Here is a 16,173-nt window from a genome sequence, read left to right as displayed (position 1 = left end):
TTCCGGTTAACGGCGGCGTGAGGTATGGGCGCTGATCTGGAGTTGGTGACCCTGCTCGTGCAACAGGTCGCGCAGTTGCAACAAGTCGTCACGGCGAGGGATGCCGGCCATCCAGATGCTGCCATCGTCATCGAACATAAGGTCCAGAGCCCGGTCGTCCGCCTGCAATGGGCGCTCGTAGGCACCCAGGCGTTGCCGACCCAGCTCGGTGAAAAAAATCAGGCGTTGGTTATCGCTGCCGCGTAAGACCCGCGTTTGCGCCTGTTGTTGCTCGAACGGGTCGCATATCAGTGCATCGAGCAAACCCTCGGCGCGTTGCAGCAACGGTTGCAGGGTTTCCAGCGGGTGGCCGCTGTACACCAGGATATCGACCCGGGTGCGCTGGCGCAGCGCACCGAGCAGGGCCAGCAGGGCGTCGGGCTGGTCGAACGGCTCGCCGCCGGAGAGGGTGATGCCCTCGGCCTCGGCCAGCCACGGCTGGATATCGTCCAGCAGTTGCGCCAGGGCCAGCGGCCGTTTGCCGGGGCCCCAGGTGTCGGCGGAGATACAGCCGTCGCAGCGGATGCTGCAGCCCTGGAACCAGATGCCCAGGCGCCGACCCGGCCCCAGGGTGGTGACCGGGAAATGCACCCGCGACAGGCTGATATTCACAGGGTACGGCGTTCCAGCAGCAGGCCTTCGGCGTTCAGTTGGCTGATCTGGAAGTGCTCGCCGGGTTGCGCATCCTGGTCGAACAGAGCCCGGGCCAGCGGGTTGAGCAGGTGCGCCTCGAGCTGGTTGCGAATGCCCCGGCCGCCGTTGGACAGGTCATGCAGGCACAAGTCGCGCAGGCTTTGCAGGGAGCCGGCGTCCAGTTCGATATGCAGCGCCTGGGCCGTGAGGTCGGCCAGGGTATTGCCGACCATCTGGTGAAAGATCTCGCCGGCCACGTCCTCACGGATGAAATCGAAGACGATGATGTTCTCGCCGATGCGGTTGAGGATCTCCGGACGGTTGAGCACCAGTTTGAAGTAACGCTCGATTTCCCCCAGGACCTTGCCCTGGACCACCGGGAAGGTTTCCCCCGGCAGTACGTTGGCCACCCGCTCGCCGTTCTCGCCCTGGCGGTAGATGCCGAGGTTGGAGGTGAAGACAATCAGCGCCTCGGAAAAGTACACCCGGTCGCCCCGGCCCGAGGTGAGCACACCGTCGTCGAGGATTTGCAGAAACTTGTCGAGGATGCGCGGGTGGGCTTTCTCGATTTCATCGAACAGCACCACGCTGAAGGGTTTTTCGCGGATGGCATTGGTCAGTTCGCCACCGACGTCATAACCGACATAACCCGGGGGCGCGCCCACCAGGCGCTGGTCGGCATGTTCGGCGCTGAATTCCGACATATCGAAGCGGATGTACGCGCTTTCATCACCAAACAGCAGGCTGGTCACGGTCTTCGCCAGTTCGGTCTTGCCCACCCCGGTGGGGCCGGCGAGAAAGGCCACGCCCCGGGGTCGATTGCCCTTGCGGCTGGCGCCAACGCCGGTCATGGCGCGCTTGACGATATCCAGCATGTGGGTCACGGCATGGCTCTGGCCCTTGACCCGCTGGCGGATGAAGTCGTCGGCCTGGCGAATCCGCTGGCGGTCGATCTTCAGCCACGGGTCTTCGGTAACCCCGACCTTGTAGCGCCGCACCGCATCGCCGATGCGCTCCAGGGCCAGGCCTTCGACCCGGGCCAGTTGGGCGATGGCATTCAGGTCGAGGAGCAGCAGGCCTTCGGTGTTTTCGGCAAAGTCGCGGGCGGCTTTGTGCTGGGTTTCCTCGCTGGCTTCCTGGCCGCCGGCTAGGCCGCGCAGCAAGGCCGGGGCCAGGGCCAGGCGCGCTTGCTGGTCGGGTTTGGACACCGGGATATGGCGCAGGCGAGGGTTGTCGATCAGCATCCAGTCCGGCAGGTCGCCTTCTTTTTCCACCACCCAGAGAATGCTGTTGAAGAACGGTTTGCGCTGCTCGCCGGCCGGGCGGCCCCGGGCCTGGTGGGACAGCACCAGGGCCTGGGTGAAGAGTTGGTGTTCGGCCGGGGTCAGGGCGTCGTTGCGAATGACCAGGCGCGAGGCAAAATCGACAATCAGCGCCAGGGGCTCGCCGGGGCGATTGACCAGGCGCTGCAAGGTGGCGCTGAGCAGGTCGGTGCCGGCTGGCGCGGCGCCTTCCACCGGGGTCAGGCCCAGTTCGCGCAGCAGGGTGTCGGCAATGGCCGGATCGGCCCCGGGTGGCTGCAACACACGAAACCCGGCCAACGGGTCCCAACTGATGACTTGGCTGTAGCCGGCCGCCAGCAGTTCGTCGCGCAGGTTGAGGTTGAAGGTCTGGGGCGTGATGACCCCGGGCGCGACTTCGCTGGCCTGCAGGTCGCGGACATTGCCAGACAGCACGAACTGACTTTTAAGGGGCAGGAAACGCAGCAGGTCGCGCAGCCAGCGCGGCTTTTCGAAGGAGGCAATCCGTGGCATGGAAGGGTGCTCAATGTAGGAGGCAGTTGCGGACATTAGCATAGGGTCGATTTTACTGACGACGGCCTACGGCCTGTTCCTACGTACTCGGCAGATTTCTTAACCTTCTCGGCCACCAGCCCCGCTTAATCCTGGAGGTGCGCCCCCGGTCCGCGCTCGCCCAGCACGTCACCAAAATTGCGCAGCGGGCAGGCTTCCATGGACAGGCAGCCACAGCCAATGCAGCCATTGAGCTGGTCGCGCAGCCAGATCAGTTTGCTGATGCGCTCGTCGAGGTCATTGCGCCACTGGGCGGAAAGATTTTTCCAGTCCGCTGCCGTGGGCGCCCGGCCATCGGGCAACGCCTGCAAGGCTTCGCCGATGGTGGCCAGCGGGATGCCCAGGCGCTGGGCGATCTTGATCAATGCCACCCGGCGCAGCACCTCGCGGTGGTAGCGGCGCTGGTTGCCTGCATTGCGATTGCTTTTGATCAGGCCCTTGGATTCGTAGAAGTGCAGGGCGGTGACTGCCACGCCGCTGCGCTCCGAGAGTTGGCCGACGGTCAGTTCCTTGTGGATGTTGTCGCTGCAGATCATGGACGGCCCCGGATAAAAAAGTGACTTGACCTCTAGTTAACTAGAGGTTTTACCCTGCGCACCTTCGAATCGCAAGATTTCTGTTTTCACTTGTCCGTGGGGATTGGCCATGCACCTGCCCGAAAAAAACCGCAGCTTCACGCAATTGATCGAATTCGAAATCGAACCCCACCAGCAGCCGGGGCTGGTGGCCGCACTGTCGGTACAGACCGAGCGTCTGGCCCAGGATCATGAGGGGTTCTTGAGTGCCAGCGTGCAGGCCAGCGACGACGGGCGGCGGGTCCTCAACTACCTGCAATGGCAATCACGGGAAGCCGGGGAGGCGGCCTTTCGCAGTTTTGAAAACGGCGAGCAGGACTTCTGGCAGCTGATTCACGCCTATCAGGCCAGGACGGTGACCTTTGGTTCGTTCCAGGTGCTGCGCAGCATCGAGCGCAGCCCGGACAACGCCCTGCATTGTCTGTTGGTCGAGCCGCAAACGCCGGCCCCGCAACGGGTCAACTGACGTTATATCGACAGTTGCAGGGTGCGTTCGCTGGGGCCTTCGACCGGCCGCCTTTTGTTGACGGCCAGCTCGCCGATCTTGATCAGGCGGGTGCGGGTGACGTTGCGGCTCAGGCCCAGCAGGTTGGCGGTGTGCACCTGGTTGTAATGGCTGAAGCGATAGGCCGCGCGCAGCAGGGCGTCTTCGACTTTCTCGTGCAAAGCCCCGGCCTGTTCTTCAAACAGTTTATGGAAGGCCCGCTCGAGCAGGGCCTGGGCCGAGTCGTCCTGGGTGCCGTGGCCGTCGTCCTGGCGCTCGATGCGCATGTTCGACAGGCGCAGGTCGTCGCGCTCGATCACCCCGTTGCGGCAGATCAGCAGGGTGTGGTGAATCACGTTTTCCAGCTCGCGGATATTGCCCGGCCAGCTGTAGCTCTTGAGCTTGGCTTCGGCTTCGCTGCTCAGGGACACGCTGCCGTAACCCAGGCGCTGGCTGTAGGCATCGATAAAGTGCCGGGTCAGCGGCAGGATATCGCCGGGGCGCTCGCGCAATGGGCTCAGTTCAAGACTGACCACGTCCAGGCGGTAGTACAGGTCCTCGCGAAAATGCCCGGCGTTGATGGCTTTTTCCAGTTGCACGTTGGTCGCCGCCAGCACCCGCACATCGATCGGGATGCTTTTGCGCGAGCCCAGGCGCACCACTTCGCGCTCTTGCAGCACCCGCAGCAACTTGACCTGGATCGCCATCGGCAAGTCGCCGATCTCATCCAGGAACAGGGTGCCGCCGTTGGCCTCCTCGAACCAGCCGGCCTTGGCACTCAGGGCGCCGGTGAACGCGCCTTTTTCATGGCCGAACAGTTCGGCCTCCACCAGGGATTCGGAGAACGCGCCGCAGTTGACCGCCACGAACGGCCGGTTGCGACGCGCGCTGAGGTTGTGGATATGTCGCGCCACCAGCTCTTTGCCGGTACCGGTCTCGCCGATGATCAGGACGCTGGCTTCGCTCGGCGCGACCTGTTGCAAGTGGGCGAGCAGGGCCCGGGATTTCGGGTCCTCGAAGACCTGGGCGGTGGCCCGGATCGAGGTGGCCAGCGCGGGCGAGGGCGGTAAGGTCAAAAGCTGCATGGACACGCTCCGGGAACAGAAGGCTATGAATAGAAAGTCGGTGTCGGCAGGGACTGGTTCAGTGCCCAGTCGCCCAGCTCATGGAGTTTGTAGTCCAGCGGGTCGTGCAGGGTCTGGGTGCGCAGGTTGCGCCAATGCCGGTCCAGGCGCAGCGAGGCATGGGTGGAGCGGGCGCCGGTGACTTCGAACAACTTGCTGCACAGCTCAAGCCCGTTGCGGCTGGCGGCGACCTTGGCGGTAGCAATGGCGGTGGCCAGGTGCCCGCGTTCTTCGGCGCTCAGGGCCGGACCCCGGGCCCAGGCCTTGTCCAGCAGGTCGGCGGCGCGTTCCACCAGCAGGCGCACGCCTTCCAGGGCAACCCAGAACTCGCCGTAGTGGCTGAGCACGTAAGGGTCCTGGCGTACGTCCTGGGCGCTGGATTTATGCCAGGGCCGGGTTTCGGTCAGGGTGTATTGCCGGGCTTCTTCGAACGCGCCTTCGGCAATGCCGAGGAACATATGGGTAAAGGTCAATTGAGCGATCAGCGGCCGCAGGCAGGCGAACGGCGTGCTCAGCGGACCCGGGTCGAGCAGCAGCTCCGATTCTTCGACCCGCACCCGTTCGAAGCTGGCGCTGCCGCTGTCGGTCTGGCGCTGGCCCATGTTGTTCCAGTCGTTATGCAGGGTGATGCCGCTGCGGCCGCTGGGGATGGCGGCAATCAGCAGCTTGCCGCCGGCGCTTTCATCGACCGCCGAGGCGATAAGCATTTCCGAATCGCTGGCGCCGGAGCAGAAGCTCTTCTTGCCGGAAAACTCGCGCCAGCCGCCAAGGTTCTTGACCACGGTGCGGGTGTCCAGGGGGTTGAGGGCATTGCCCCAGAACCAGTTTTTGCGCGCGGTCTGTTCGAACCAGGGTTGCCACTGCTCGGGGCGGGCAAACAGGCGCACGGTGGCCAGCATCAAGTGATGAAAGCCGAAGACGTGGGCGATGGAACTGTCGACCTTGGCGAACTCGCGGACGATGTTCAGGGTGTCGCTCCAGCTGGCGCCGAGGCCGCCGTACTGGGTGGGGATACTCAGGGCCAGCAGCCCGCTCTGGCGCAGGGCATCGCGCTGGGCCTTGGGGGTGCCGCCACGCTCATCGCGTTCGACGGCGGTCAGGGCAAACTCGGCGGCCAGTTGGCGGGCGGTCTGCAGGGGGGACAACAGGGCGCTTTGCGGCTTGGCAGTCACGCGGTGTTCCTCGTGGAGAAGCGTGGTCATCGCAAACCCTGCGCAGCAGTCGTACTCCCATCCAATGGGCCGGCCATGAAGCACCGCCCATCGGCTTTGCACGACCACCGCGCGACACAGGTTTGCGAGCAATCAGGCCTTGGCGTGTGCGGGGAGGACATCGTTGGCGATCATTTCGCCAAACGGCCCGGTGAGGTTGGTGACGCCACGGCCGGCAAGGCTGGCGTAGGGTTCCGGCAGCAGCGGGAACACCAGTTCGGCGAAGCGGTAGGCCTCTTCCAGATGCGGGTAGCCAGAGAAGATAAAGCTCTCGATGCCCAGGTCCGCGTATTCCTTGATGCGTGCCGCCACCTGCTCGGGGTTGCCCACCAGCGCGGTGCCGGCGCCACCACGGACCAGGCCGACCCCGGCCCAGAGGTTGGGGGCGATTTCCAGGTTGTCGCGGCGCCCGTCGTGCAGCGCGGCCATGCGGCGCTGGCCTTCGGAGTCGAAGCGGGAAAAGGATTTCTGCGCGGCGGCGATGGTTTCGTCGCTGATGTGCTCGATGAGCTTGGCGGCGGCTTTCCAGGCGTCCTCTTCGGTTTCACGCACGATCACGTGCAGGCGGATGCCGAATTTCACGGTTCGGCCATGGCGTGCGGCGCGCTCGCGGACGTCGGCGAGTTTTTCCGCCACGGCGGCCGGTGGCTCGCCCCAGGTCAGGTACACGTCCACCTGTTCGGCCGCCAGGTCATGGGCCGCGTCGGAGGAGCCGCCGAAGTACAGCGGGGGATAGGGCTTCTGCACCGGTGGGTACAGGGCCTTGGCGTTTTGCACCTGCAAGTGCTTGCCTTCGAAATCCACGGCTTCGCCTTGCAGCACGCGACGCCAGATCTTGAGGAACTCGTCGGTCACTTCGTAGCGTTCGCTGTGGTCGAGGAAGATCCCGTCGCCACGGTTTTCATCGGGGTCGCCGCCGGTGACCACGTTGATCAGCAAACGGCCGTTGGACAGCCGATCCAGGGTGGCGGCCATGCGTGCCGAGACCGTGGGCGAAATGATCCCCGGGCGGATCGCCACCAGGTAGCGCAGGCGTTCGGTCAGGGGCACCAGGGCCGAGGCGATGACCCAGGAGTCTTCGCAAGAGCGGCCGGTGGGGATCAACACACCGTGGTAGCCGAGGCTGTCGGCGGCCTGGGCCACTTGTTTCAGGTAATTGAGGGTGACCGGGCGCGCGCCCTGGGTGGTGCCCAGGTAATGGCCGTCGCCGTGGGTCGGAAGAAACCAGAAAACATCCATGACAGGTCCTTAAGCGATTTTCAGCAGATTTTTCGGATGGGCGCCGAACAGGGGAGCGGCGCGTTCTGCAGCAAGGCGAATGCGGGCCTTCAAGGGCTCACTGGTTATTTGGTAATTGGCGAAGTCGGCTTCAGTGGCATAGACCCCGATCGGCAGCGTCAGGGCCTGGAAGAAACTGAACAGCGGGCGCAACTGGTGATCCAGCACCAGGGCATGCCGCTCGCTGCCACCGGTGGCGGCCAGCAGCACCGGGGTGTCGATCAGCGCATTGAGGTCGATCAGGTCGAACAGGTGCTTGAGCAGGCCCGGGTAGGAGCCGCGATACACCGGGGCGGCGACGATCAACAGGTCGGCGCTTTCGATGGCTTGCAGCTCGGCCTCGATCTCGGCCGGCAGCTCCTGACGCGACAGCGCGGCGCCCAGGGGCCGGGCAATGTCGCCCAGTTCGATCAGCTTGCTGTCGATCGGCAACTGTTCGGCCAGTTCGGCGAGCAGGGCCTGGGTCAGCACCAGGGTGCGCGAGGGACGCCAGGTACCGCCGGAAAGGGCAACGACTTTCAATGGACGCGACATGATCAGTTCCTTTTTAAACAGTGGCTCAAGGAGCAGTGAGAAGTCCCAGAGCCTGAGCAAGAGCTGTACCAACGACCGCAGCCCACGTATTACGGGGCTTGTAGCCCAATGGGAGGGTGTCGGGTGCTGTTGCCTGGGTCTGCTTTTGTTGATTGGCTGTTGCCTGACAAACAGTTGCTCAGGCAACAGCCGTGCAACGGATGGCCAGTTATAAAGCCTTGTTGTTATTCCTCAAAAGAGCGTATTTCCATATTTATAGATCGTTAAGAAATATAAGGACCGCCAATAACGGGTACACAAACAGTCGATAGCGACTATCGAGGCCGTTGATTTTTCTCTCCCGAGAGGCGGGAGTAGCCTGTGTTCATTGTCCGCAACCCGATTTCCAGGAACCCGCCATGAACCGTCTTCCCGCCCTTTTACTGTTGCTCGCCGCCACCGTTCTTGCCGGTTGCGCCAGCCCTTCCACCCCCGAATTGCGGCCCTACACGGCTGAAGAAAGCCGGGAACTGGCCCTGGAGGCGCTGAGCCGTCGCGGCTTGTCGTTCGATGAGTACCAGCAGAAAAAAGCCCAGTTGCTGGGCCTGCCGCAAAAGGTCCCGGGTTTTGACAAGCAGGGTGAGATGAGCGCCGAGCGTGGGCTCAACCTGCACGGGCGGGCCAGCTGAGGCGTCTGTACTGCTCGAAGTTTTCTCCAACTGTCCGTGGGTTTCGCGCCTGGGCTCGAATAAGGTCAATGCCTGACTGACCTGCCCCAAGGACTTGCCCCATGACTCTCTCCCCGGACCTGCTGCTGGCGTTTGCCTTGTTTGCGCTGGTCACCTCCATCACCCCCGGACCGAACAACACCATGCTCCTGGCGTCAGGGGTCAACTTCGGTTTCAACCGTTCGATCCCCCATATTCTCGGCATCAGCTGCGGCTTCTTCGTGCTCGTATTAGCGGTCGGCCTGGGGCTGGGCGCGGTGTTCGAGGCGTACCCGGTGCTGTACAGCGTGTTGCGTTATGTCGGCGCGGCCTATTTGTTGTACCTGGCGTGGAAGATCGCCCGTTCCGGGCCAATGTCCGAGACCGAGCAAGGCCAGGGCAAACCCATCAGTTACTGGGGCGCCGCGGCGTTTCAATGGGTCAACCCCAAGGCCTGGGTGATGGCCGTCGGTGCCATCAGCACCTACACCCCCTTGCAGGGCTATTTCACCAATGTGCTGGTGATCTCGGCGGTATTCGCCTTGATCAATGCACCGACCGTCAGCCTGTGGGCGGCCTGCGGCAGCCTGTTGCGCAATGTGCTGCGTAACCCGCGCTGGCTGCGGCTGTTCAATCTGGGCATGGCGGCCCTGCTGGTGATTTCCCTGTACCCGTTGCTGCTCGAAAGCTTTGGCTGAACCGCTTCAACCCGGCGCCAGTAGCCTGTTAAGCTGATTTCAGGAGCGTTCCTACGCACTTTTAAACGAAGTTGTTTTTCTTTAACTGCATTCGATCGGCTGTTGCCGGGCTGTCCTGCCGTTGTCGCATGGCCTTCGAGCCTGCGCTGTGAGCGGCAACAGGACGCCCCGCGGCCTGATCCTGGAATAGTCTCTGTGGGTTTTTTGCCATGAATAAACGTCCTCTTTATTTCGACTACGCCGCCACCACGCCGGTGGATGAGCGAGTCATCCAGGTGCTGGTGGAGTGTCTGGGGTTTGCCGGCAACTTCGGCAATCCGGCGTCCAGCTCCCACGCGTTCGGCCAACAGGCACGACGCAGTGTCGAACTGGCGCGCCAGCAGGTCGCGCAACTGGTGGGTGCAAGCGCCGAGCAGATCGTCTGGACCTCCGGCGCCACCGAGTCCAACAACCTGGCGCTCAAGGGGGTGGCCCAGGCACGCGGGGTGCCCGGCGGGCACATCATCACCAGTCAGATCGAACACAAGGCGATTCTCGATACCGCTAAACAACTGCAGGAAGCCGGCATTGCCGTGACGTACCTGGTGCCGGATGCCGAAGGGCTGATCAGCGCCCAGGCCGTGAGCGAGGCGCTGCGTGACGACACCTTTCTGGTGTCGCTGATGCTGGTCAACAACGAGCTGGGCACGGTCAACGACATTCCTGCCATCGGTCAGGTGGTGCGGGAGCGCGGTGCGTTGCTGCATGTGGACGCGGCGCAGGGCGCGGGCAAGGTGGCCATCGATCTGGCGCAATGGCCGGTGGACCTGATGTCGTTTTCCGCACACAAGATCTACGGGCCCAAGGGCATCGGCGCGCTGTATGTCGGCCCGCGCGCGCAACAGCGTTTGCAGGCGCAGATTCACGGCGGCGGCCACGAGGGCGGCTTGCGTTCCGGCACCCTGGCCACCCACCAGATTGCCGCGATGGGCGCCGCCTTTGCCCTGGCTGCCGAACACTTTGAGCAGGAAGCCGCGACCATCGCCGATCTGCGCGCGCGCCTGCTCGAACAACTGGCCGATATTCCAGGCTTGCGGCTCAATGGCAGCGCCACGCAGCGGATTCCCCATACCCTGAGCCTGACCTTTAATGAAGGTGCGTTCGATGGCGCAGCCTTGAGCGCGTCCATGGCGTTTTCCGCGACCTCGGCCTGCAATTCGGCGAGCAATGCGCCGTCCCATGTGCTGCTGGCACTGGGGCATGACGCACGGTCCGCCGGCCGCACCATCCGCCTGAGCCTGGGGCGTTTCACCACTGAGCAAGACATCGATCAGGCCGCACAGTTGATCAAGGCCGCCGTGGCCAGTGCGCCTGCGTTCTGGGCGGTGGCCCAACCCTGAAGAGGGCGCGGGCTTCAACCTTCTATAACAATGATCCAAACGGTTAGCAGGAGAGACAATGAGTACGCAGGCTTTGACCCATGGAACGGTTCCCCAGCGCCTGGCGCGCACCCGCGAACTGATGCGCCGCGAGGGTATCCACGGATTGCTGGTGCCATCGGCCGACCCGCACCTGTCGGAATACCTGCCGGGCTACTGGCAGGGCCGGCAATGGTTGTCGGGGTTTCATGGCTCGGTCGGGACCCTGATCGTGACGGCGGACTTCGCCGGAGTCTGGGCGGATAGCCGGTATTGGGAACAGGCGACCAAGGAACTCAAAGGCAGTGGTATCGAACTGGTCAAGTTGCTGCCGGGGCAACCCGGGCCCCTGGACTGGCTGGCCGAGCACACACCCGAAGGCGCGGTGGTGGCGGTGGACGGCGCGGTGATGGCCGTGGCGTCGGCTCGCACTCTGGGTGACAAGCTGGAGCAACGAGGCGCCCGTTTGCGCACCGATATCGACCTGCTGGAGCAGGTCTGGAGCGATCGCCCGGCCTTGCCGAATCAGCCGATCTATCAACACTTGCCACCCGAAGCCACGGTCAGCCGCGTCGAAAAGCTGGCCAAGTTGCGGGAAACCCTGAAGGCGCGTGGGGCGGACTGGCACTTCATTGCCACCCTCGATGACATCGCCTGGCTGTTCAACCTGCGCGGCGCCGATGTGTCGTTCAACCCGGTGTTTGTCTCCTTTGCCCTGATCAGCCAAGAGCAGGCCACCTTGTTTGTGGCCCTGGGCAAGGTCGACCCGGCACTGCGCGCGGTACTTGAGCGGGACGGTGTGAACCTGCGCGATTACAGCGAAGTGGCCGCCGCCTTGAGCGCGGTGCCTGCGGGGGCCAGTGTGCAGATCGACCCGGCGCGGGTGACCGCCGGTTTGTTGGGCAACCTGGACGGCGCGGTGACCCTGATCGAAGGCCTGAACCCGACGACCCTGGCCAAGTCGCAAAAGAGCCTGGCCGACGCCGAACATATTCGCCAGGCCATGGAACAGGACGGTGCCGCGCTCTGCGAGTTCTTCGCCTGGCTCGACAGTGCCCTGGGCCAGGAGCGCATCACCGAACTGACCATCGACGAACACCTCACCGCAGCCCGTACCCGGCGCCCGGGTTATGTTTCGCTGAGCTTCAACACCATCGCCGCATTCAACGCCAACGGCGCGATGCCCCATTACCACGCCACGCCCGAGGAACACGCGCTGATCGAGGGTGATGGGCTGTTGTTGATCGACTCCGGTGGCCAATACCTGGGCGGCACCACCGATATCACGCGCATGGTGCCGATCGGCACCCCGAGCGCCGAGCAGAAAGCTGATTGCACCCGGGTGCTCAAGGGCGTTATCGCGCTGTCCCGGGCGCAGTTTCCCCGGGGCATTCTCTCGCCCTTGCTGGACGCCATCGCCCGTGCGCCGATCTGGGCTGAAGGCGTGGACTACGGTCATGGCACCGGCCACGGCGTGGGCTACTTCCTCAACGTCCATGAGGGCCCGCAGGTCATTGCCTACCAGGCCGTGCCGGCACCGCACACGGCGATGCAGCCGGGGATGATCACGTCCATCGAACCGGGCACCTATCGGCCCGGCCGCTGGGGCGTGCGTATCGAAAACCTGGTGTTGAATCGTGAAGCAGGCAGTACCGAGTTCGGAGAGTTCTTAAGGTTTGAAACCCTGACCCTGTGCCCGATCGACACCCGTTGCCTGCAACCTTCGTTGTTGACCCAGGACGAGCGTGATTGGCTCAACGCCTACCACGCCGAAGTTCGCCAGCGTCTGAGCCCGTTGCTGCAAGGCGCGGCACTGGCCTGGCTGGAGACCCGCACCGCGGCGATCTGATTGCCGATTGCGCCGTCTGCCCCTGGCAGGCGGCGCAGGGCGTGGGGAGATCAGCTCAGGGCTTCGCGCACGAAGTCCAGACGATCCTGGCCGAAGAACAGCTGATTATCGACAAACATGCTCGGCGCCCCGAATACGCCGCGCTGCAGGGCGTGCTCGGTTTTGTCCTTGAGGGCCGTCTTGACCTCTTCATCCTCGCACAGCGCGAGAATTTCCCGAGGGTCGAAGCCGCCCTGGCTCAGGGTGGCAGCTACCACTGCCGGATCATTGAGGTTCAGTTGGTCGACCCACAGCGCGCGGAACAGGCAATCGACAAACTGCCCGAAGCGTTCAGGGTGGCGCAATTGGACGCCGGTCACTGCGCGCATCAGTTGCAGGGTGTTGATCGGGAAGTGCGGGTTGAAGTTGAGCGTCACCTGGTAGCGTCTGGCGTAGCGTGCAAGGTCTTGCAGCATGTAGCGACCTTTGGCGGGAATGGTCACGGGTGAGGCATTGCCGGTGGTCTTGAACACGCCTCCGAGCAACATCGGTTGGTAAATCAGCTGGCTGCCGGTTTCGGCGCAGATCTTGGGCAACTGGGTGTAGGCCAGGTAAGACGTGGGGCTGCCCAGGTCGAAGAAGAACTCGACGCTTTTGCTCATGGAGGGTACTCCCTGATTGTTGTTATTGAGGGGGGGTTACCAGCGCTCGTTCCACGGCCGCAGGTCGAGCTCGAAGGTCCAGGCGTCCCGGGGCTGGCTGTGCAGGTACCAGTAGTTGTCGGCGATGTGCTCGGGATTGAGGATGCCGTCCTGATCCTTGAGCGCGTATTTTTCCGGGAAGTTGCTGCGAATAAAGTCGGTATCGATGGCGCCGTCGACCACTACGTGCGCGACGTGGATATTCAACGGGCCCAGCTCCCGCGCCATGCTTTGTGCCAGCGCGCGAATACCGTGCTTGGCTCCGGCGAACGCGGCGAAACCGGCGGCGCCCCTTAGGCCGGCAGTGGCGCCGGTGAACAGGATGGTCCCTCGCTGGCGGGTGACCATGCGCTTGGCGACTTCCCGTCCATTGAGGAAGCCGGAGAAACAGGCCATTTCCCAGATCTTGAAGTACTTGCGTGCCGTCTCTTCAAGGATGCTGCACGGCACATTGGCGCCGATATTGAAGACGAAAGCCTCGATCGGGCCGACCTGGGTTTCGATGTGCTCGATCAACGCGACCACGTCTTCTTCCTTGCGTGCATCGCAAGCGAACCCATGGGCCTCGCCGCCTGCTTGCTGGATGGACTCGACCAGCGGCTGCAGTTTGTCGGCGCTGCGTCGTGTGACACAGGCGGCGTACCCTTCTGCGGCGAAGCGCCTGGCGATGGCGCCGCCGGTGGCATCGCCAGCCCCAACGACCAATACGACTTTCTTGTTATCAATGATTGCAGTCATGGTGGGATCACTCATTAGTAAACGATCGTTAACTAAACGAACGTTATGCTACGATTCGCGACGCGTCAAGACGAGAAATCAGCGAGGCAGACCATGCGCTATTCAGCCAGTCACAAGCAGGAAACCCGGGAGCGGCTGCTGCAAAGCAGCGCGGTGTCGGCCAAGAAGGAAGGCTTTTCCAGTGTTGGTGTGGATGGGTTGATGAAGGCTATCGGACTGAGTGGCGGTGCTTTCTATAGCCACTTCTCGTCCAAGGACGAACTGTTCGCCACGATCGTCGAGCGTGAACTGAGCCATAGCCTCGAGCGGCTGGGTGGGGAGGGCGAGCAAAGTCAGGCCAGGTTGCGCCGTTGCCTCAAGCAATACCTGAGCATGAGTCATGTCGAACAACCGGAGGCTGGGTGCGCGTTACCGACATTGGGTGCGGAAATTTCCCGGGCATCGGTGGAGATACGTCAGCAGGCGCAGGACTGGATTTGCCGTTTGCAACAATGCTGGGCCCAGACCCTGGGCGATGAAGCCCTGGCCTGGTCGATCCTGTCGCAGTGCGTGGGGGCACTGGTAGTGGCGAGAATGCTGGTCAGCCCGGACATGCAGCGCCAGGTGCTGAAGTCGAACCATGACCGGATCGTCAGCCAGCTAAGCGAACCCACCTGAGGCGCGTGCGCTTACTTGCAGATGACGATCATGCTGCGGCTGGTGTAGCCGGCAGGGTTCAGCCCGAACGGGTAGTCGCCGGGTTCTTCCGTACCGTCACCCGACTTGGCGATCACCCTATAGCCTTTGGGGCCGCAGGAGTCGGTAGCGCGGGTGTAGCATTTGTCCCAGGAAGAGGACAGCCCTGAACAGTTGATATGCAGCCCCTTTTTGCCACGCTTGACCTCGGTCTTCGCGGTCGCGGCGCAGCCTGCAATAGCAAGTACAGCCAACAGTATCAAAAATCGTTTCATTCCCGTCCTTAATGCCGGCCTCGAGTCTGGTGCTCGAGTGTGACTGCAGTGAGCCTGCATTGACCGCTGCTTTAGCGTTTGCGATATCCCTGTCCGAAAAGTCCGTGGTTGACGCTCCATTAGCCGGCTAAACATCGCTTAATTGAGCGCTAAATACCAGAGCTAGATCGCAGATAGAATCAATCCGCTGCGACCATGGGTTTGGATTCGCTGCGCATGGTCATGGTCGCTCCGACCGAGGCCAGGATAATGCAGGCGATCGCGAGCCATTGCGCCAGGGACAGGTATTCATGCAGGAACAGCAAGCCGGACAAGGCGCCGAAGGCTGGTTCGATGCTCATTAACGTGCCGAAGGTGCGGGCGGGCAGTCGGGTCAGGGCGACCATCTCCAGGGTGTAGGGCAGGGCGGTGGACAAGATTGCCACGCAGAGGGCAACCGGGATCAGGGCTGGTGTCAGCAAAGCCGCGCCCGCATGGACAATGCCGACCGGGGCCACCACCACGGCGGCGATCATTACGCCGAGGGCTGCTGTCTGAATGCCGTTATCGGCCCCGGCCTTTTGCCCGAACAATATATAGAGCGCCCAGCACACGCCTGCGCCCAGGGCATAGGCTGCGCCGACCAGATCGATGCTGGCACTGGTCTCGCCAATGGGCACCAGCAGCAGTAGCCCGATGATCGCCAGGCCTATCCACAAGAAGTCGACTGCACGCCGTGAAGCATAAATAGCCACCGCCAGCGGGCCGGTGAACTCCAGGGCCACGGCAATACCCAGAGGCACGCTTCTGAGGGACATATAGAAGAGGAGGTTCATGCCGCCCAGCGCCACGCCATACACCAGCACCGTGCGCAATGACTTTGCGGTGAGCTTGGCGCGCCAGGGGCGCAGGAGCAGCAACATGATCACGCTGGCGAAAATCAGCCGCAGGGTGGTGGTGCCCTGGGCTCCAACCACGGGAAACATGCTCTTGGCCAGGGAGGCGCCGGATTGGATCGAAGCCATGGCGATTAGAAGCAGGCCAACCGGGAACAGGGTTGCACCGAGGCTGCGGGGTTGATCGTTCATTTCTGGATGTATCCGAACTAGTCAGGCGGGAGCACATCATGCTCAAGTCGTCCGGGTTGCGCAATATATTGCTCAAGGTGTTTCCTTCTTCTATATAGAAGGGCGATTGGCGGGTATTTCCAGGTTATTGAAAGTAAATACAAATTAGGGGTTGACGGCAGATTCTGGAAGTCTATAATTCGCCCCACTTCCGGCGCAGTCGAAACGGAAAACTCCTTCGTAAACAAAGAGTTACGCGGTTTTCGACAGTGAGCTGCTTCAGATCATCGAAGCCCAGAAGGAGTTGATAGAGCAGTGTTGTTTGGCTCTATTAGCGGTTCGATCTTCTCGGTCGAAAGCGGTGAAAAGAAGGTGTTGACAACGGCGAGTAACGCTGT

17 protein-coding genes are annotated in these 16,173 nt (G+C 62.7%); 6 read left to right on the top strand and 11 right to left on the bottom strand.

From position 1 onward, the window contains the following. Positions 1-6 precede the first annotated feature (6 nt). From AC19YX_RS23750 to soxR, 3 genes are all read right to left on the bottom strand, one after another. The gene (locus tag AC19YX_RS23750) at positions 7-651 is read right to left on the bottom strand and encodes a 4Fe-4S cluster-binding domain-containing protein (protein WP_201131854.1); all 645 of its coding nucleotides are present in this window, start codon (positions 649-651) and stop codon (positions 7-9) included. Next, positions 648-2,528 (bottom strand): AAA family ATPase, encoded by a 1,881-nt coding sequence (locus AC19YX_RS23745; RefSeq protein WP_102047905.1) that lies wholly within the window; start codon positions 2,526-2,528, stop codon positions 648-650. Before AC19YX_RS23745 ends, AC19YX_RS23750 begins: the two co-directional genes overlap by 4 nt. An 83-nt stretch (positions 2,529-2,611) precedes the next feature. After that, positions 2,612-3,061, bottom strand: a complete 450-nt coding sequence (gene soxR / locus AC19YX_RS23740; protein WP_421548342.1) for a redox-sensitive transcriptional activator SoxR — start codon at positions 3,059-3,061, stop codon at positions 2,612-2,614. 109 nt (positions 3,062-3,170) lie between these two features. On the opposite strand from soxR, the gene AC19YX_RS23735 reads away from it, so the two are divergent. Further along, positions 3,171-3,566, top strand: coding sequence for an antibiotic biosynthesis monooxygenase family protein (locus tag AC19YX_RS23735; RefSeq protein ID WP_421548341.1), 396 nt, complete (start codon positions 3,171-3,173; stop codon positions 3,564-3,566). Positions 3,567-3,568: 2 nt separating this feature from the next. Here the strand turns inward: AC19YX_RS23735 and AC19YX_RS23730 are convergent, their stop codons facing one another. The 4 genes from AC19YX_RS23730 to msuE all read right to left on the bottom strand — a co-directional run bounded on the left by AC19YX_RS23730 (position 3,569) and on the right by msuE (position 7,731). Next, positions 3,569-4,669 (bottom strand): sigma-54 interaction domain-containing protein, encoded by a 1,101-nt coding sequence (locus AC19YX_RS23730; RefSeq protein WP_078470595.1) that lies wholly within the window; start codon positions 4,667-4,669, stop codon positions 3,569-3,571. 23 nt (positions 4,670-4,692) lie between these two features. Continuing rightward, positions 4,693-5,910 carry an acyl-CoA dehydrogenase family protein gene (locus tag AC19YX_RS23725; protein ID WP_177326786.1) on the bottom strand — a complete coding sequence of 406 codons (1,218 nt, stop codon included), beginning with the start codon at positions 5,908-5,910 and terminating at the stop codon, positions 4,693-4,695. Positions 5,911-6,012: 102 nt separating this feature from the next. After that, entirely contained in the window at positions 6,013-7,158 is a 1,146-nt protein-coding gene (gene ssuD / locus AC19YX_RS23720) for an FMNH2-dependent alkanesulfonate monooxygenase (protein WP_201131851.1), read from the bottom strand. A gap of 9 nt (positions 7,159-7,167) precedes the next feature. After that, positions 7,168-7,731, bottom strand: a complete 564-nt coding sequence (msuE, locus tag AC19YX_RS23715) for an FMN reductase (protein WP_020297809.1) — start codon at positions 7,729-7,731, stop codon at positions 7,168-7,170. Between the two features lie 398 nt (positions 7,732-8,129). Between msuE and AC19YX_RS23710 the strand changes: the two genes are divergently transcribed. The 4 genes from AC19YX_RS23710 (at position 8,130) to AC19YX_RS23695 (ending at position 12,361) form a co-directional block, all read left to right on the top strand. Further along, positions 8,130-8,399 (top strand): hypothetical protein, encoded by a 270-nt coding sequence (locus tag AC19YX_RS23710; RefSeq protein ID WP_421548339.1) that lies wholly within the window; start codon positions 8,130-8,132, stop codon positions 8,397-8,399. A 101-nt stretch (positions 8,400-8,500) separates the two neighbouring features. Next, positions 8,501-9,115, top strand: coding sequence for a LysE family translocator (locus tag AC19YX_RS23705; protein WP_020297806.1), 615 nt, complete (start codon positions 8,501-8,503; stop codon positions 9,113-9,115). 209 nt (positions 9,116-9,324) lie between these two features. Further along, positions 9,325-10,494, top strand: a complete 1,170-nt coding sequence (locus AC19YX_RS23700; RefSeq protein ID WP_421548338.1) for a cysteine desulfurase family protein — start codon at positions 9,325-9,327, stop codon at positions 10,492-10,494. A gap of 58 nt (positions 10,495-10,552) precedes the next feature. Next, on the top strand, positions 10,553-12,361 hold the full coding sequence (locus tag AC19YX_RS23695) for an aminopeptidase P family protein (protein ID WP_500607182.1): 1,809 nt from the start codon (positions 10,553-10,555) through the stop codon (positions 12,359-12,361). 50 nt (positions 12,362-12,411) lie between these two features. Here AC19YX_RS23695 and AC19YX_RS23690 read toward each other — a convergent pair whose 3' ends face one another. Both AC19YX_RS23690 and AC19YX_RS23685 read right to left on the bottom strand, forming a co-directional pair. Beyond that, on the bottom strand, positions 12,412-13,002 hold the full coding sequence (locus AC19YX_RS23690) for a 2-hydroxychromene-2-carboxylate isomerase (RefSeq protein WP_078470589.1): 591 nt from the start codon (positions 13,000-13,002) through the stop codon (positions 12,412-12,414). Between the two features lie 36 nt (positions 13,003-13,038). After that, positions 13,039-13,779: an SDR family oxidoreductase gene (locus AC19YX_RS23685; RefSeq protein WP_500607181.1), complete on the bottom strand. Its 741-nt coding sequence runs from the start codon at positions 13,777-13,779 to the stop codon at positions 13,039-13,041. A 93-nt stretch (positions 13,780-13,872) separates the two neighbouring features. Between AC19YX_RS23685 and AC19YX_RS23680 the strand changes: the two genes are divergently transcribed. After that, on the top strand, positions 13,873-14,436 hold the full coding sequence (locus tag AC19YX_RS23680; protein WP_500607180.1) for a TetR/AcrR family transcriptional regulator: 564 nt from the start codon (positions 13,873-13,875) through the stop codon (positions 14,434-14,436). A gap of 11 nt (positions 14,437-14,447) precedes the next feature. Here AC19YX_RS23680 and AC19YX_RS23675 read toward each other — a convergent pair whose 3' ends face one another. Continuing rightward, positions 14,448-14,729, bottom strand: coding sequence for a hypothetical protein (locus AC19YX_RS23675; RefSeq protein ID WP_020297800.1), 282 nt, complete (start codon positions 14,727-14,729; stop codon positions 14,448-14,450). 179 nt (positions 14,730-14,908) lie between these two features. Next, positions 14,909-15,796 carry a threonine/homoserine exporter RhtA gene (gene rhtA, locus AC19YX_RS23670; protein WP_500607179.1) on the bottom strand — a complete coding sequence of 296 codons (888 nt, stop codon included), beginning with the start codon at positions 15,794-15,796 and terminating at the stop codon, positions 14,909-14,911. Positions 15,797-16,173 lie beyond the last annotated feature (377 nt).

The organism is Pseudomonas sp. MF09150, from assembly GCF_059862355.1.
Note: the sequence above shows the minus strand (reverse complement) of the source record. Positions and strands in the feature narration are given on the sequence as shown.

Coding starts and splice junctions, on each gene's coding strand:
- rhtA (WP_500607179.1), bottom strand. CDS start 15,796: ATGAACGATCAACCCCGCAGCCTCGGTGCAACCCTGTTCCCGGTTGGC.
- AC19YX_RS23705 (WP_020297806.1), top strand. CDS start 8,501: ATGACTCTCTCCCCGGACCTGCTGCTGGCGTTTGCCTTGTTTGCGCTG.
- AC19YX_RS23695 (WP_500607182.1), top strand. CDS start 10,553: ATGAGTACGCAGGCTTTGACCCATGGAACGGTTCCCCAGCGCCTGGCG.
- AC19YX_RS23690 (WP_078470589.1), bottom strand. CDS start 13,002: ATGAGCAAAAGCGTCGAGTTCTTCTTCGACCTGGGCAGCCCCACGTCT.
- AC19YX_RS23730 (WP_078470595.1), bottom strand. CDS start 4,669: ATGCAGCTTTTGACCTTACCGCCCTCGCCCGCGCTGGCCACCTCGATC.
- AC19YX_RS23680 (WP_500607180.1), top strand. CDS start 13,873: ATGCGCTATTCAGCCAGTCACAAGCAGGAAACCCGGGAGCGGCTGCTG.
- AC19YX_RS23685 (WP_500607181.1), bottom strand. CDS start 13,779: ATGACTGCAATCATTGATAACAAGAAAGTCGTATTGGTCGTTGGGGCT.
- msuE (WP_020297809.1), bottom strand. CDS start 7,731: ATGTCGCGTCCATTGAAAGTCGTTGCCCTTTCCGGCGGTACCTGGCGT.
- AC19YX_RS23675 (WP_020297800.1), bottom strand. CDS start 14,729: ATGAAACGATTTTTGATACTGTTGGCTGTACTTGCTATTGCAGGCTGC.
- AC19YX_RS23700 (WP_421548338.1), top strand. CDS start 9,325: ATGAATAAACGTCCTCTTTATTTCGACTACGCCGCCACCACGCCGGTG.
- AC19YX_RS23735 (WP_421548341.1), top strand. CDS start 3,171: ATGCACCTGCCCGAAAAAAACCGCAGCTTCACGCAATTGATCGAATTC.
- AC19YX_RS23725 (WP_177326786.1), bottom strand. CDS start 5,910: ATGACCACGCTTCTCCACGAGGAACACCGCGTGACTGCCAAGCCGCAA.
- ssuD (WP_201131851.1), bottom strand. CDS start 7,158: ATGGATGTTTTCTGGTTTCTTCCGACCCACGGCGACGGCCATTACCTG.
- AC19YX_RS23745 (WP_102047905.1), bottom strand. CDS start 2,528: ATGCTAATGTCCGCAACTGCCTCCTACATTGAGCACCCTTCCATGCCA.
- AC19YX_RS23710 (WP_421548339.1), top strand. CDS start 8,130: ATGAACCGTCTTCCCGCCCTTTTACTGTTGCTCGCCGCCACCGTTCTT.
- soxR (WP_421548342.1), bottom strand. CDS start 3,061: ATGATCTGCAGCGACAACATCCACAAGGAACTGACCGTCGGCCAACTC.